The organism is Allobosea sp. P4_E12 (assembly GCF_056401655.1).
In genome coordinates this window covers 413310-427212 of the sequence record NZ_JBFUIY010000001.1, presented here as the reverse complement: position 1 = coordinate 427212, position 13903 = coordinate 413310, and the positions used below count along the sequence as shown (strand labels likewise).

At 64.7% G+C, this 13903-nt stretch carries 16 protein-coding genes, 1 tRNA gene and 1 pseudogene; 12 read left to right on the top strand and 6 right to left on the bottom strand.

Annotated features, from left to right (window positions below; all coding sequences use genetic code 11):
• From AC1DW9_RS02125 to AC1DW9_RS02110, 4 genes and pseudogenes are all read left to right on the top strand, one after another.
• Nucleotides 1–254, top strand: a 254-nt coding sequence (locus AC1DW9_RS02125; RefSeq protein WP_476855013.1) for a hypothetical protein, incomplete at its 5' end; no start/stop codon positions are given.
• A 14-nt stretch (nt 255–268) separates the two neighbouring features.
• The gene (locus tag AC1DW9_RS02120; protein ID WP_476775251.1) at nt 269–475 is read left to right on the top strand and encodes a hypothetical protein; all 207 of its coding nucleotides are present in this window, start codon (nt 269–271) and stop codon (nt 473–475) included.
• Nucleotides 476–919: 444 nt separating this feature from the next.
• Nucleotides 920–1219, top strand: a pseudogene (locus tag AC1DW9_RS02115) (recombinase family protein); the annotation flags it as partial.
• Entirely contained in the window at nt 1211–1627 is a 417-nt protein-coding gene (locus AC1DW9_RS02110; RefSeq protein WP_476775255.1) for a recombinase zinc ribbon domain-containing protein, read from the top strand. The pseudogene AC1DW9_RS02115 and the gene AC1DW9_RS02110, both read left to right, overlap by 9 nt.
• A gap of 330 nt (nt 1628–1957) precedes the next feature.
• On the opposite strand, the gene AC1DW9_RS02105 is transcribed toward AC1DW9_RS02110, so the two are convergent.
• Nucleotides 1958–2034, bottom strand: a tRNA-Met gene (locus AC1DW9_RS02105).
• Between the two features lie 315 nt (nt 2035–2349).
• Here AC1DW9_RS02105 and AC1DW9_RS02100 point away from each other — a divergent pair.
• Entirely contained in the window at nt 2350–2697 is a 348-nt protein-coding gene (locus AC1DW9_RS02100) for a hypothetical protein (RefSeq protein WP_476831849.1), read from the top strand.
• 37 nt (nt 2698–2734) lie between these two features.
• On the opposite strand, the gene AC1DW9_RS02095 is transcribed toward AC1DW9_RS02100, so the two are convergent.
• Nucleotides 2735–3373, bottom strand: coding sequence for a class I SAM-dependent methyltransferase (locus AC1DW9_RS02095; protein WP_441489575.1), 639 nt, complete (start codon nt 3371–3373; stop codon nt 2735–2737).
• A 52-nt stretch (nt 3374–3425) separates the two neighbouring features.
• Nucleotides 3426–4610: a tRNA 2-thiouridine(34) synthase MnmA gene (gene mnmA, locus AC1DW9_RS02090; protein WP_476769424.1), complete on the bottom strand. Its 1185-nt coding sequence runs from the start codon at nt 4608–4610 to the stop codon at nt 3426–3428.
• A gap of 239 nt (nt 4611–4849) precedes the next feature.
• On the opposite strand from mnmA, the gene AC1DW9_RS02085 reads away from it, so the two are divergent.
• The 3 genes from AC1DW9_RS02085 (at nt 4850) to sciP (ending at nt 7368) form a co-directional block, all read left to right on the top strand.
• The gene (locus AC1DW9_RS02085) at nt 4850–6310 is read left to right on the top strand and encodes a flagellar hook-length control protein FliK (RefSeq protein ID WP_476775249.1); all 1461 of its coding nucleotides are present in this window, start codon (nt 4850–4852) and stop codon (nt 6308–6310) included.
• An 11-nt stretch (nt 6311–6321) separates the two neighbouring features.
• The gene (locus AC1DW9_RS02080; RefSeq protein WP_441489572.1) at nt 6322–6987 is read left to right on the top strand and encodes a flagellar hook assembly protein FlgD; all 666 of its coding nucleotides are present in this window, start codon (nt 6322–6324) and stop codon (nt 6985–6987) included.
• Nucleotides 6988–7092: 105 nt separating this feature from the next.
• On the top strand, nt 7093–7368 hold the full coding sequence (gene sciP, locus AC1DW9_RS02075) for a CtrA inhibitor SciP (protein WP_038359348.1): 276 nt from the start codon (nt 7093–7095) through the stop codon (nt 7366–7368).
• 84 nt (nt 7369–7452) lie between these two features.
• Here the strand turns inward: sciP and AC1DW9_RS02070 are convergent, their stop codons facing one another.
• Genes AC1DW9_RS02070 through AC1DW9_RS02060 form a run of 3 tightly spaced genes read right to left on the bottom strand, consistent with a single transcriptional unit; the run spans nt 7453 to nt 9896 of the window.
• Nucleotides 7453–9288 (bottom strand): carbamoyltransferase family protein, encoded by a 1836-nt coding sequence (locus tag AC1DW9_RS02070; protein WP_476775248.1) that lies wholly within the window; start codon nt 9286–9288, stop codon nt 7453–7455.
• Between the two features lie 10 nt (nt 9289–9298).
• A complete protein-coding gene (locus tag AC1DW9_RS02065) occupies nt 9299–9448 on the bottom strand; it encodes a DUF5989 family protein (protein WP_162835449.1) in 150 nt (49 codons plus the stop codon).
• A 13-nt stretch (nt 9449–9461) separates the two neighbouring features.
• Nucleotides 9462–9896, bottom strand: coding sequence for an SxtJ family membrane protein (locus AC1DW9_RS02060; RefSeq protein ID WP_441489570.1), 435 nt, complete (start codon nt 9894–9896; stop codon nt 9462–9464).
• A gap of 252 nt (nt 9897–10148) precedes the next feature.
• Here AC1DW9_RS02060 and fliF point away from each other — a divergent pair, with 252 nt between their 5' ends.
• From fliF to fliN, 4 genes are all read left to right on the top strand, one after another.
• The gene (gene fliF, locus AC1DW9_RS02055) at nt 10149–11825 is read left to right on the top strand and encodes a flagellar basal-body MS-ring/collar protein FliF (protein WP_476775247.1); all 1677 of its coding nucleotides are present in this window, start codon (nt 10149–10151) and stop codon (nt 11823–11825) included.
• Between the two features lie 98 nt (nt 11826–11923).
• Entirely contained in the window at nt 11924–12928 is a 1005-nt protein-coding gene (gene fliG / locus AC1DW9_RS02050; protein ID WP_441477659.1) for a flagellar motor switch protein FliG, read from the top strand.
• A gap of 2 nt (nt 12929–12930) precedes the next feature.
• Complete coding sequence (locus AC1DW9_RS02045; protein WP_441489568.1) at nt 12931–13542, top strand: FliH/SctL family protein; 612 nt, start codon at nt 12931–12933, stop codon at nt 13540–13542.
• Nucleotides 13539–13889: a flagellar motor switch protein FliN gene (gene fliN / locus AC1DW9_RS02040; RefSeq protein WP_113510893.1), complete on the top strand. Its 351-nt coding sequence runs from the start codon at nt 13539–13541 to the stop codon at nt 13887–13889. Before AC1DW9_RS02045 ends, fliN begins: the two co-directional genes overlap by 4 nt.
• Nucleotides 13890–13903: the final 14 nt, after the last annotated feature.

Genomic DNA, 13903 nt, shown 5'->3' with positions numbered 1-13903 from the left:
AGGCCGAGCAGATCATCGCCCGCGGCGGGAATTTCGAGTTGAGCCGGGTCCAATTGAACATCGGCGAGGTGCAGAAGCTGGTTGTTTTCGATCCGCCCTATCGCCTGGCGAATGGCGAGGACTACGCCTTCTTCCTGCCGGGCGACGGCAAGCCGCAGCTCTGGCTGGTCGAGCAATCCGCTGGCGACCCTTGGCACTGGCTCCGCGAGGCAAGGTGCGTCGGGTTCAATGACAACGAGGCGACGCGGCACTGACGATGCGGGGCGCGATGGCCATCACCGATACCCTGGAATGGTTGGCGGCTCGGCAGCGCGTGGCCGAGATCGAGGACGCGCGCCCTGGAAGCCCCGAAGCCAACGAATGGGCGGAGCTCGACTATGCGGCCTTCTGCTGGGAGGAGGACCACATGCCGCCGCTCATATTCGAACCTTGTCCGGTTCCAGAGCCGTTGAACCGCCTCCAAATCCCCTTCTGAAATCCGGCATGATCCCGTTCCGGCTCCCCCTCCGCATCAAGCGCAATCAGTCATGCTATCGGGTAATGGACGCTCGCGAGCGCGTGCTGGCCTTTGTTTCCTTCGAAGAAGATGCAGGGATGCGAATGGTAAGCCCCGCTCACAAGTGGACGAGCTCGGAAGCTCAGACGATCGCAAGGCAGATAGCCCGCAGTTTGATCGACGCCGCGCGCTGAGAGAGCTTTCGTGGCCATGCGTCGGTACACCAAAACAAGAGGCTAGCCAGCATGTCCGATCTGCCGCTGCCGCTGCGCCACGGACGTCGCCCGCGCGATCGAGCACGTCCAGGGCCTGACCGGATGCCTTGAGGATACGCCGGAAGAGGCCGAACTGACCAGGATCGTCGACGCCCTGGAGGAATGGCTCGCAGCCAATCCCTACGTGGATTAGCCGCGGCTATTCACCCACTACGCCGCCGGCAAGGCGCCGCGCAGCATTGCCAACGAGCTGAACCGGGATGGCATCGCACCGCCGCGGGGCTGGGCGTGGAACGCCTCGACGATCAACGGCAATGGCCGCCGCGGTTCGGGCATCCTGCTGAACGAGCTCTATGCCGGCCGCATCGTCTGGAGCAAGGTCCGGATGGTGAAGGACCCGGCCAATGGTCGGCGCGTCTCGCGCCCGAATGCCGAGAGCGAATGGCAGAGCGTCGATCGGCCGGATCTGACCCTGGTCGACCGCGAACTGTGGGACAAGGTGCAGGCACGCAAGGCCGATCGCTCGATCGAGCATGCGCAAGGCAAACCGGCGCCGCGCTATTTGTTTTCTGGGCTGTTGCGCTGCGGCTCATGCGGATCCGGACTGGCGCGTTGCGGGGTCGACAAATCGGGCCACACCCGGATCCGCTGCTCGGCCGCGACAGAGAGCGGCATCTGTCCGGATCCGAAGACGTTCTATCTCGACGTGGTCGAGCGCGCGGCGCTCGCCGGCCTGCAGGGCGAGATGCGCGCGCCGGTGGTCATGGCCGAATATGTCCGCACCTATCACCAGGAGCGACAGCGCCTCGCAAGCGACGCGATCCTTCGTCGCGCCACGATCGAGCGGCAAATCGCCGAGAAGGAAAAGATCGTCCGGCGCACCATGGACATGCTGATCAACGAATGGGGCGATTAGCAGAAGGCGAGCGACGACCAGAAGCGGGCAGCCAATGAGCAGCGTGCGTTGCAGGCCGAACTCGAAACAATCGCCGAGCCGCCGAAGACGGTGGCGCTGCATCCGCAGGTTCTTGAGCGCTATGAGCAGCAGCTCGGACAGATGCAGTCTGCACTCTCGGCCGGGTTAAGGCCGGCGACGGGGAGGGTATCGAGATCATCCGCAGCCTTGTGGAAAGCGTCACGGTCTACCGCGACAAGACGATAAGCGACGGCATCTCGATCACTATCACCGGCCGGCTCAACGATCTGATCGGCAAAGCCGCCTATCCGAATGGAGTATGCTTTGGGATGGTAGCGGGAGAGGGACTCGAACCCCCGACACGCGGATTATGATTCCGCTGCTCTAACCAGCTGAGCTACCCCGCCCCAAGACCAGCGACAATGGCGCCAGCGGCTTGCGATGGCGCGGATATAGGGGGCGCAGCAGGGAGCCGTCAAGCCTGCTGGTGCATGCTTCACATCCTTTACACAGATGCGGGCGGCTTCCCCGGAGGCAGACATGGCAATTGTTCGGGGTCTGCCATGCACTTCTGCAATGACGGGGCGCTTGATCCCGGCCAGGCCATGCCTAGCTCACATGAAAGGGGTACAAATGTTGGTCATCGCTGGCTGGGCTGCATGTTGCTGCCGTTGCCGCAGTGCGCTGTCGCTCGCGAGGCCATGATCCAGGAGTCCTCGCATATGAGCTCGCTCGTACAAGAACAGTTCAGCTTCTCGATGGGTTTGAAGCTGCTCGCCCGAAGGAGCCTGCTCGCTGCCGCAGCTGTGCTATCGCTGGTGACCGCGCCCTTTGTGATGATCACTCCCGCCGCGGTGCAGGCTGCCGAACCCTGGCAGCAATCCTGCGCCTACAAGACCCAGTTCGGCGTGCTCGGCTCGGGCATGGGGATTGCCGCCGATTACTGCACGCGTCTGAGCTTCTGCCAGAGGATGGCTGAGCAGAACGATCCGAATATGGTGCAGAAGGGCTGCTTCGGCTTTGCGCCGCAAGCGGCGAACGCGCCGGCCTCCTCCAGCAAGTATCGCTGAGCGCAGCTTTCGCTGAGTGACTGCGCTTGGCCGGGCTTCAGGCCTTTGCCGGGCGCTTTCTCAGTCTGACGACCTTGAAGTAGCCCTTGCCGACATGGACGGTGTCGTAGCGGCCTGTCCGCGCGGCCCAATCCGTCAGCCGACGGACCTTGAAATCCGTGCTCCAGCCGATCGCCTTGGCGATCGGCGCGAGCGCGGCCCAGAGCGGCGCTGTCAGCGCACTGTCGTCGACCAATCGGCTTGAGATGATGATCTCGCCACCGGGCTTCAGGACGCGGTCCATTTCATCGAGTGCCTGTTCGGGGTTTGGCACCAGCGTGATGACGAACTGCGCCGTCACAGCATCGAAGCGCTCGTCGCCGAAGCCGAGGCGGCAGGCGTCCATCACCATCAGCCCCTTCACATGCTTCAGTCCCTGACTGGCGACCTTGCGGTTGGCCACTTTCAGCATGTCGAGCGAGAGATCGGCGCCAAGCACACGGCGGTCCGGCGTGAAATAGGCAAGCGTCAGGCCGGTGCCGACGCCGATTTCGAGAATATCGGGGCCACAGGCACACGCGGCCGCAACGGCTTCGCGCTGGGCGCGGGCGAGCAGCCGCAAATAGACCTTGTCGTAGAACTTTGCCCAGGTGGCATAGACCCGCTTCTGGCCTTCGAGGTCATAGGTCACAGGCATAGGGCAGCTCGACTGGATCGGAGTGGCGTGGGTGGGGGAGGTGGAGCCGCAGTCACGAGGCTGCGAGGGCAAGCTCGAGCCGGGCAGCCGCAGCCTGGGCTGCAGGCGAGATGATGGTGCCGCCACCCAGGACACGCGCACCGGATCCGGCATGGTCGTAGATCACGCAGGCCTGGCCGGGAGAGACGCCTTCCTCCTCGCCCGCGAGCACGATGATGAGGCCGGAATCGTCACGCAGCAGCCGGGCTTCGCGCGGGGCGCGGGTCGAGCGGACACGCACCGCCACATCGAGGCCTTCAGGCGGCAGGGCGTCCAGTGCGACATCGCCGATCCAGTTGAGATCGCGCAGCCGGACTTCACGCACGCCGAGAGCCTCGCGCGGTCCGACGACCACGCGCGCCTGTTCGGCATCGAGCCTCAGCACATAGAGCGGTTCCGTCGTGCTGATCCCCAGCCCCTTGCGCTGTCCGACAGTGTAGCGAAGGACACCTTCATGGCGGCCCAACACGCGTCCATCGAGATGGACGATGTCGCCGGGGCGCGCAGCACCGGGCTTTAGCCGTTCGATGACGTCGGCATAGCGGCCATTCGGCACGAAGCAGATGTCCTGGCTGTCTGGCTTGTCGGCGATGGCCAGGCCGAGCTCGGCGGCAAGGGCGCGGGTCTGAGCCTTGTCGATTTCGCCCAGCGGGAAACGCAGCAGGTCGAGCTGATCCTGCGTCGTCGCATAAAGGAAATAGCTCTGGTCGCGGGCTTCGTCCGCGGCGCGAAAGAGGCCGCGATGGCCGTTGCCAAGGGCCCGGCTGACGACATAGTGTCCCGTCGCCAGCGCATCGGCGCCGAGTTCGCGGGCGAGCCCGAGCAGGTCGCGGAACTTGACGGTGCGATTGCACTCGACGCAGGGAATGGGCGTCTCGCCGGCGAGATAGCTCTCGGCAAAGCGCTCGATCACGGCGTCGCGGAAGCGGCTCTCATAATCGAGAACATAATGCGGGATGCCGATCGTCTCGGCGACGCGGCGGGCGTCATGAATGTCCTGTCCCGCGCAGCAGGCCCCGGCCCGATGGACAGCGGCTCCGTGATCGTAGAGCTGCAGGGTCACGCCGACGACATCATAGCCTTCGCGCTTGAGCAGGGCGGCCACCACGGACGAGTCCACGCCTCCGGACATCGCCGCGACGACGCGCGTCGCCGCGGGCGGCTTGGCGATGTCGAGGGAGTTGAGGGGGGAGGTCATGGCGAGCGGGATCATCCTGGCGAAGGCGACTATGTGGCGGTTCTATACCGGCTTTGACAGTGGCGGGCCAGTGAGCGATCGGCAAATCCTGCCGCCTCACCGGAGAGGGCAAGGCGAATCTTGCCGCGAACGGCCTGGGCATGGCTGCTACCGCCTTGAAAACAAAGGAACGGCGTCCTGGCGCGAGACTTGCTGCTCGCGGCCTGGGCATGTTCCTGCCCGCGGTCCGGATTTACCTGATGTCTGCCGTCTCCTCCTCAGTCGCCTCGCCCAATGCCGAGCAGGCTGCGTCGCGCCGCCGTGCGCCAGAGCGCGGCTCCGATGGTGCGGCCGCGCCATTCAGCCTGCCTGAGGGCGGCGGCGACCAGGAGGTGCCGGCCGCGGCGAAGGACGACGCTGCGGCGATGAAGCCGGAGGCAAGCGGCAAGGCCAGTGCGACACAGGAGCAGAAGGCAGCCGCCTCCGCGCTGGGGGCGATGCAGCCCGCGGTGCTGCTCAAGGGGACCACCGCGGTGGTGCCGGCGGCGGAGGCCAATGAGGCAGCCCAGACCGCGACCCAGCCCAAGCCGGATATCGGCGCGCTCGTCGCCATTGTCGTTGCCGAACAGGCCGCCGCCGGCAAGGCCGCCGTCGCGGGCAAACCTAGTGCCGAAGAAAATTCGACGGAATCCGAGCCAAAGGAAGCCGCCTCCGCTGACAAGCCTGTCGAGGCCGCTGTCGTGATGCCAATTCCCACGGCGGCGGCCATCCCGGTTGTCGTTGCTCTGCCGTTGGTCGGCGGCGACATCTCTGCGGCAGGCATCGGCAATGAAGCCGTTCCAGGTGGGACGAAGGCGGCTCAGGGGATTCCCGCCGGGATGGCGCAGGCAGCTATGCCGACCCAGATCATTGTGACAGCCGCCCCGGCTGCCGAGGCGCCTGTCATGGCTGCTGTTTCCGCAATCGATGCTGCCGCGTCGACCTCCGAAGGCGACGAGACCGGCAAGCCGGCGGAGAAACCGCATGCGGGACCGACGGTCGCCGCATCAAAGGAAACTGCGACCGGCCCGGCCAATACCACAGTCGCCGCGGGACAGACGCTCGCCGACCTGTTCAAGCCGGTTGAGGCCGTGCAGCAGGCTCCGGTGCCGATCGAGCTGTCCGCGGTTGTGGCGCCGCCTTCCGGCAAACCGGAGGGCATTGCCGGTCTGCCTGATATCGACCCGGCCAAGGCGGCGCAGCAGCCTTCGGCCGGCATGCATCGCGGCATGGCTGACGGCCAGCCGACACCGCTCCATGTCGTCCCGATCGAGATCGGTCTGCGTGCCCTTGCCGGCAGCAAGCGCTTCGATATTCGGCTTGACCCGCCTGAACTTGGCCGCGTCGACGTCAATCTCGAGATCTCCGAGAAGGGCGAGGTCAGTGCAAAACTGGTCGTCGACCGTGTGGAGACCCTGCACCTGCTTCAGCGCGATGCGCGGACGCTTGAGCGTGCCTTCGAGCAGGCCGGTCTCAAACCCTCGGATAGCGGCGTCGACATCACATTGCGCGATCCGAACGATCAGCCCGGTTTCCGCCAGCAGCGGCAGGATGACGAGGCGCCGCGCCGTGCCCGCATCCAGCCTGACGCCGCCGAGCTCGGCGATGCCTCAGCCATTCCGGCGCAGCCCGCGCCCATCCGCCGCCTCGTCAGGCTCGGCGGCGTCGACCTCAGCATCTGAAGGGGCGGATCATGACCGTTTCCAACACCTCATCGAGCACCGGCACTGGCTCCGCTACCAATGTCAGCGGCGGCGGGAGCTCGATCGCCAATAATTTCGATCAGTTCCTGACGCTGCTGACGACCCAGCTCAAGAACCAAAGTCCGCTCGACCCGCTCGACACCAACCAGTTCACGGCGCAGCTTGTGCAGTTCGCCGGCGTCGAGCAGCAACTCAAGACCAACGAGACGTTGGGCTCGCTGCTCGGCCTCAGCGCCGCCAGTACGGCGACCAATGCGGTGGGCTTCATCGGCGCGACCATTACGGCCGAGGGCACGACGGCGCGGCTGAAGGACGGCGCCGCCTCATGGAAGATCAACGCCCCGAGGGGCGGTTCCGCGACCATCACCATCAAGAATTCCACCGGTAGCGTCGTCCAGACCTTGACCAGAAACCTCGATGCGGGCGACCAGACCTACAAGTGGGACGGCAAGACCTCGACCGGCGTGAATGCGCCTGAGGGCGATTACACCATCAGCATCGATGCCAAGGACACCACCGGGCAGGCGATGACCGCCAAGACCCAGATCAGCGGTGTGGTCGACGGCGTCGACTTCACCAGCTCGATCCCGATGCTCAAGATCGGCACCATCAGCGTTCCGATCGACAAGGTGAAGACCGTGGTGCGGGGGCAGTGAGCATTCGTGCCGATACCGAAATCCGGCGCTATCGCTTTAGGCAATTCTTAAAGCCGCGGTCTTAAGGTCAACACAACTAGGTCTGTTGAGTTGTGTGAGTGTATCATGACCGAGCCGTTGCGACCGCGGGTGAAGTATGTGATCGGCCCGGACGGAAGTCCGCTGACGATTGCCGATCTTCCGCCAATGAATACGCGCCGCTGGGTCATCCGGCGTAAGGCTGAGGTGGTTGCTGCCGTGCGCGGTGGCCTGCTCAGCCTTGAAGAGGCCTGCCAGCGCTATACCCTGACTGTCGACGAGTTCCTGAGCTGGCAGATGTCGATCGACCAGCACGGGCTCGCCGGGCTGCGCACCACGCGCATCCAGCATTATCGTCAGTAAACCGGTGGAGCGGAGCGCTCGCGCTTTGCCAGATCGGTCCTGTCCGGGCACAAAGGGCGCGCTGCGAGGCGCGCCTTTTGCGTTTCAGTCGAGCTCGAAGGCTTCCTTGTAATCGAGCTTGAGGCCGGGATCCTGCACCTCCTTGCGGAGGATGCAGTTGCCGGCGACGAGGACCTCGATCTCCGACCCCATGAAGCAGCGGAAGGCGTCGGTGGCGTTGCAGATGATGGGCTCGCCGCGCACGTTGAAGCTCGTGTTGACCAGAACCGGGCAGCCGGTCAGATCCTTGAAGCGGCTGAGCAGCGCATGATAGCGCGGGTTGGTATCCTCATGCACCGTCTGGATGCGTGCGGAATAATCGACATGGGTCACGGCCGGAATGTCGGAGCGCGGCACGTTGAGCTTGTCGATGCCGAAGAGGGCCTTCTCGGCTTCGGTCATGTCGCGGCGGCGCTCTTTGCGCACATCGGCGACGAGCAGCATATAGGGCGAGTCCGTATCGAGCTCGAACCAGGTCCCGACATCCTCGCGCAGCACCGATGGCGCGAAGGGGCGGAAGCTCTCGCGGTACTTGACCTTGAGATTCAGCGTCTTCTGCATCGCCGGCGAACGTGGATCACCGAGGATCGAGCGGCCGCCGAGGGCGCGCGGACCGAATTCCATGCGGCCTTGCATCCAGCCGACCGCCTTGCCCTCGGCCAGCGCCTGCGCGGTGGCCTCGATCAGGGCGTCGTCACCAAGAACCTCGAAGCGCGCGCCGGCAGTCGTCAATTCGGCCTCGATCTCGGCTTGCGCGAAGCTGGGGCCGAGATAGCTGCCCAGCATTGAATCCCCGCCGCCTGGATTGAGCCTTCGCGGGTGGCCACCGAAAAGGTGATAGCCGGCAAGCGCTGCGCCAAGCGCCCCGCCAGCATCGCCGGCCGCCGGTTGGATCCAGAGGCCGTCGAAGACACCCTCACGCAGGAGCTTGCCATTGGCGACGCAGTTCAGCGCGACGCCACCCGCCAGGCACAGGTTCTTCTGGCCGGTTTCGGCCCGCACCGAACGGGCGAGGCGGAGCACGATCTCCTCGGTCACCGCCTGGATCGAGGCAGCCATGTCCATGTGAAACTGGGTCAACAACTGTTCGGGCGCACGCACCGGCTGACCAAACAACGCGGCGAAGCGCTCGTTCGTCATGGTCAGGCCGGTGGCGTAGTTGAAATAGCTCTGATCGAGCTGGAAACTGCCGTCCGGCTTCAGATCCACCAGTTTTTCGAGCATCAGGGCAGCGTAGCGCGGCTCGCCATAGGGCGCGAGGCCCATGACCTTGTACTCGCCGGAATTGACCTTGAAGCCGATGTAATAGGTGATGGCCGAATAGAGCAGCCCGAGCGAATGCGGGAAGTGCAGCTCCTTATGGATCTTGAGATCGCTGCCCTTGCCGATGGCGAGCGTCATCGTCGCCCATTCGCCGACGCCATCCATGGTCAGGACGGCCGCGTCCTCGAAAGGTGAGGGGTAGAAGGCCGAGGCCGCGTGCGAGAGATGGTGCTCGGTGAAGAGCAGTTTCTCGGCATCGAAGCCGAGCGCGATCTTGCGCAGTTCCTTGCCGATGATGTGCTTCTGGAACAGCTTTTCACGCAGCCAGAGCGGCATCGCCATGCGGAACGAGCTGAAGCCGCGCGGGGCGAAAGCGAGATAGGTCTCTAGAAGTCGCTCGAACTTGATGAAGGGCTTGTCGTAGAAGACGACCGCGTCGAGTTCGTCCAATCCGCAGCCGGCAACCGAGAGGCAGTACTCGACCGCGCGATGCGGAAAATCGGCATCGTGCTTCTTGCGGGTGAAGCGCTCCTCCTGAGCGGCGGCCGCGATGGTGCCATCGACGACGAGCGCGGCGGCGCTGTCGTGATACAGACCCGAGATCCCCAGAACGCGCATGCGGGCCCGATCAGAACAGGGTGTAGACGAAGGGCGCCACAGCGCTGCCATGCGTCAGCACGAGCAGGCCGCCGAACAACAGGCTGATCAGCAGGATCGGGATCAGCCAGAACTTCTTCCGGGCCTTCATGAAGCGGAAGAACTCTCTCAGAAACGACATCAGTGCTGTCCCATTAGAATTGATCTTTCATCGAGAGCGGCTCTGGTCCCGGCGGATCGCGGTGGACCCAGTAGCTCGCGACTTCAGGCTTGCGCCGAAGTCTCAGGAAATCCTTGCCGAGAAGCCGGGCCAGCAGGCCGATCGGCGTGAAGACGACGAAGAACAGAAGTCCGAGGACGATCGGGTTGACGACGCTGGCGAGCAGCAGTCCGAAGCGGGTCCACAGCTTGTTCAAAGGTGCGAGCAGCGAAGCGCGCACCAGCGTGATCCCGAGAAAGACCGCGGCGATTCCGGCGAGCCATGGCCACGCTCGGCCGTGGTGCCAGCCATTATAGAGGGCCAGCAGCGCAAACACGCCGGTGAAGACGAACCCGAACGAGCGATCGCTCGATCCCTCGACAGCCCCGTGTCCGGAGCGGAATTCGTGATGCTCGCCTTGGCCTGCCACTCGGTTCTCCTCCGACGTTGCGTGCTGTCTAGACGATAATCGGGGTCGGAGGAAACGGGATTTGCCCGGTCTGGGCTCCTGAACGCCGGCCCGCGAGGCGGGCGACGGCTGCCGAGACACAGGCCCATCAACAGCATTCTTTACAGCCCGCTCCCGGAAATTAACGGGTTGCTAACCATGCACTGGGAAAAACTTGCCTAGTGAGCGGCGTTGCGCGCGTTGCTCTGACGGGGTTGTGAAACGGATGACGGCGTGAACGGGATCGTCGAGCAGTTTACGAAATTCGGAGCGGCCCGGCTGGCGGCGATGCTGGCCGTCACGCTCGCACTCGTCGGCTTCTTCGGCTTCGTCATGCTGAAGATGTCTCAGCCCGCCATGAGCGTGCTGTTTTCGGATCTGTCGACCCAGGATGTGAACGCCATCCTGAAGGATCTCGATACCCGGGGCATCAAATACGAACTGCGCAGCGACGGTCAGACGGTGCTGGTCGCCAAGACGGATGTGCCGCGCCTGCGACTGGACCTTGCCGGCAAGGGCATCCCCTCCGGCGGCGGCGTCGGCTACGAGATCTTCGACAAGGGCGATGCCTTCTCGTCGACCAGCTTCGTCCAGAACATCAACCATCTGCGGGCGCTCGAAGGCGAGCTGTCGCGGACCATCCGCTCGATCGGCCGGGTGCAGGCGGCGCGCGTCCACCTCGTCATCCCGGAGAAGCGCCTGTTCGAGCGTGATCGCGAACCCCCGCGCGCCTCGATCGCGCTGAAGCTCGCAGGCGAACTCGATCCGGCCCAGGTTCGTGCGGTTCGTCACCTCGTGGCCTCCGCCGTCGACGGCCTGAAGCCGGAGCGCGTCTCGATCGTCGACGAGCGCGGCCGGCTGCTGGCCGATGGCGCCCAGGGTGAGCAGGGGCTGGCCGGGCTCGGGCTCGACGAGCGGCAGACCGCGATCGAGAAGCGGATCAAGACACAGATCGAGGACATCGTCGCGAGCATCGTCGGCCAGGGGCGGGCGCGCGTGCAGGTTTCGGCCACGCTTGACAGCAATCGCATCGAGAGCCGGTCCGAGACCTTCGATCCCGAGAGCAAGGTCATCCGGTCCAGCCAGAATCGTACCGAGAATTCCGCCACCAACGAGGCGCAGAACGGCGCCGTCACCGTCGGCAACGAGTTGCCCGGCGCGCAGCAGCAGGGGCAGAACGCCCAGAACCAGCGCGATGTCTCCGCCAAAAACGAAGAGGTGGTGAACTACGAGATCTCGCGCACGACTCGGACCGAGGTCCTCGAGGGTGGGAGGGTCAAGAAGCTCTCCGTCGCGGTGCTGGTCGATGGCAGCTATACCCGTGGCCAGGGCAGCGAACTCGGCTATCAGCAGCGCAGCCCGGAAGAGCTTGAGCGCATCAACCAGCTGGTTCGCACCGCTGTTGGCTTCGACCAGGCCCGCGGCGACAAGGTCGAGGTCGTCAATCTGCGCTTTGCCGAGGCTCCTCCGGCCGTTGCCGACCTCACCGAGCAGACGATGATGCAACAGCTGATGTCCTTCACCCGGGAGGACGTCATTCGGCTCTTCGAGATGGGCGTCATCTCGCTGCTGACCCTGATCGTGCTGATGGTGGTGGTGCGTCCGCTGCTGAAGCAGGTGCTGGCAAGCGACAAGTCGGTGCGCCCGATCCCGACTTTCATGCGCAACGGCGTGGCAATGATCCAGGAGGATGGGACAGGCGACCCTGCGAGCCCGCGGGTCATTGGCCCCAATGGAGAAGTGACGGCCGTCGAGGTCGAGGCGCCGTCCGAGCGGATGCTGGCGATCGCGCAGATCAAGGGCCAGCTCAAGGCGCAGTCGGTCGAGAAGATCGGGGCAATGGTCACGCAGAATCCCGCCGATACGGTCGCGGTGCTGCGCGGCTGGATTCACGAAAAAGCGCCGGCGTGACGGGGCTCTGAGACATGGCAGCAACCCGATCCATCGCGACACGCAATTCCGGAAGCGACGGAGGCGATGCCTCCGACTACGATCCCGCGCCGGTGCCGATGAATTATGCGGGTATGAGCGGGCCGCAGCGGGCTGCCGTCATTCTGCTGGTGCTCGGCGAGGATCACGGCCGACCCATCTGGCAGGAGTTCGACGACGAAGAGATCCGCATCATCACCCGCGCGATGGCCGAGCTCGGAACGGTCGATTCCGACATGGTCGAGCGGCTGATGCTGGATTTCGTCAGCAAGCTCTCAAGCGCGGGCGCGATCACCGGCTCCTTCGACCGCACCATTTCGCTGCTCGAGAAGATCCTGCCCTCCGATCAGGTTGCGCTGATCATGGAGGAGATCCGCGGTCCGGCCGGGCGAAACATGTGGCAGAAGCTCGGCAATATCGACGCTGTCGTGCTCGCCAATTTCCTGAAGAACGAGTACCCGCAAACCATCGCCGTGATCCTGTCGCGTATCCGGCCCGAGCATTCCGCCAATGTCCTGCGCAACCTTCCGAACGAACTTTCGATCGAAGTGGTCGCCCGCATGCTGCGGATGGAGTCGGTCCAGAAGGAAGCGCTCGACCACATCGAGAACACACTGCGCTCGGAATTCGTCGCGACCCTGACGCAGACGCGCAGGCGTGATCCGCACGAGATGATGGCCGAGATCTTCAACGGCTTCGACCGCCAGACCGAGATCCGTTTCATGTCGGCGCTTGACGAGTCCAACCAGGAATCGGCAACGCGTATCCGCGCCCTGATGTTCACCTTCGAGGATCTCGCCAAGCTTGACCAGGCCGGGCTGCAGACCCTGATGCGGCAGGTCGACAAGGATGTGCTGGCCCGGGCCCTGAAGGGCGCCAGCGAGGACATGCGCGCCTTCTTCTTTGGCGCCATGTCGCAGCGCGCCGCCAAGAACATGCAAGACGACATGCAAAGCCTCGGGCCGCTCCGGCTGAAGGAGGTCGATGAGGCCCAAACCAAGATGGTGACCCTGACGAAGGACCTTGCCGACAAGGGCGAGATCGTTCTGTCCAAGGGCAATTCCGAAGACGAGTTGGTCTACTGACGATGAGCACCGCCAAGAAATTCATGTTCGGAACCGATTTTCGCGAGGGCAACCGGCGTGCCGTCAGCGAAGCGGATCTGGCGGCGGCGCGCTCGGAAGGGTTTGCCGCCGGGCAGGAGCAGGGCCGGCGCGAGGCCGACGCGCAGCTGAACGGGCTGCTTGCCCATCTCGTGCGATCGGTCGAGCGCCTGCTCGTCGAGGAGGACAAGCGTGCCTTCGCCATCGAGGAACAGGCCGCCCAGGTCGCCATCGTGACGGCGCAGACCCTCGCCGGCGCGGCCTTGGCCGAGCGGCCGCTCGCGAGGATCGAAGCTGTGGTGCGCGAATGCCTGAGCCACGCCCGTCTCGCCCCGCATCTGGTGGTGCGTGTCCACGAGAGCGCGGTCGAGACGATGGAGAGCATGCTCGCGGGGCTCGCCCGCGAAACCGGCTTTGCCGGCCGCCTCGTCGTCCTGGGACAATCCGATATCGGGCCGGGCGATGGCCGCATCGAATGGGCCGATGGCGGCATGGCCATCGACAGCGCCTTGATCGGGCAGAAGGTCGAAGAGGCCGTGCGCAGCATCTTCGGCCATATGCCCCAGTCCAACGCCACCCAGGGAGGATCGCTATGAGCCAGGAGAACGATCTGAACCTGCCGCCGCTGAGCCCGGCCGATCTCTCATTCGACCACAACGCGGCCTCTGTCGCTCGCTCCGGGCCCGTGCCGATCAAGACCGCCGAGGATCTCGAACAGGTCTTCGACGTTCCCGTCACGGTCTCTGCCGTGCTCGGCTCCTCGCGCATCGCGGTCGGCGATCTGCTTCAGATCGGCCCGGGGGCGGTGCTTGAGCTCGACCGGCGCGTCGGCGAGGCGATCGACATCTTCGTCAATGAGCGCCTGGTTGCGCGCGGCGAGGTCGTCGTCGTCGAGGATCGCCTGGGCGTCACGATGACCGAAATCATTAAGGCCGACCGGTGATGTTCGCCCGGCCT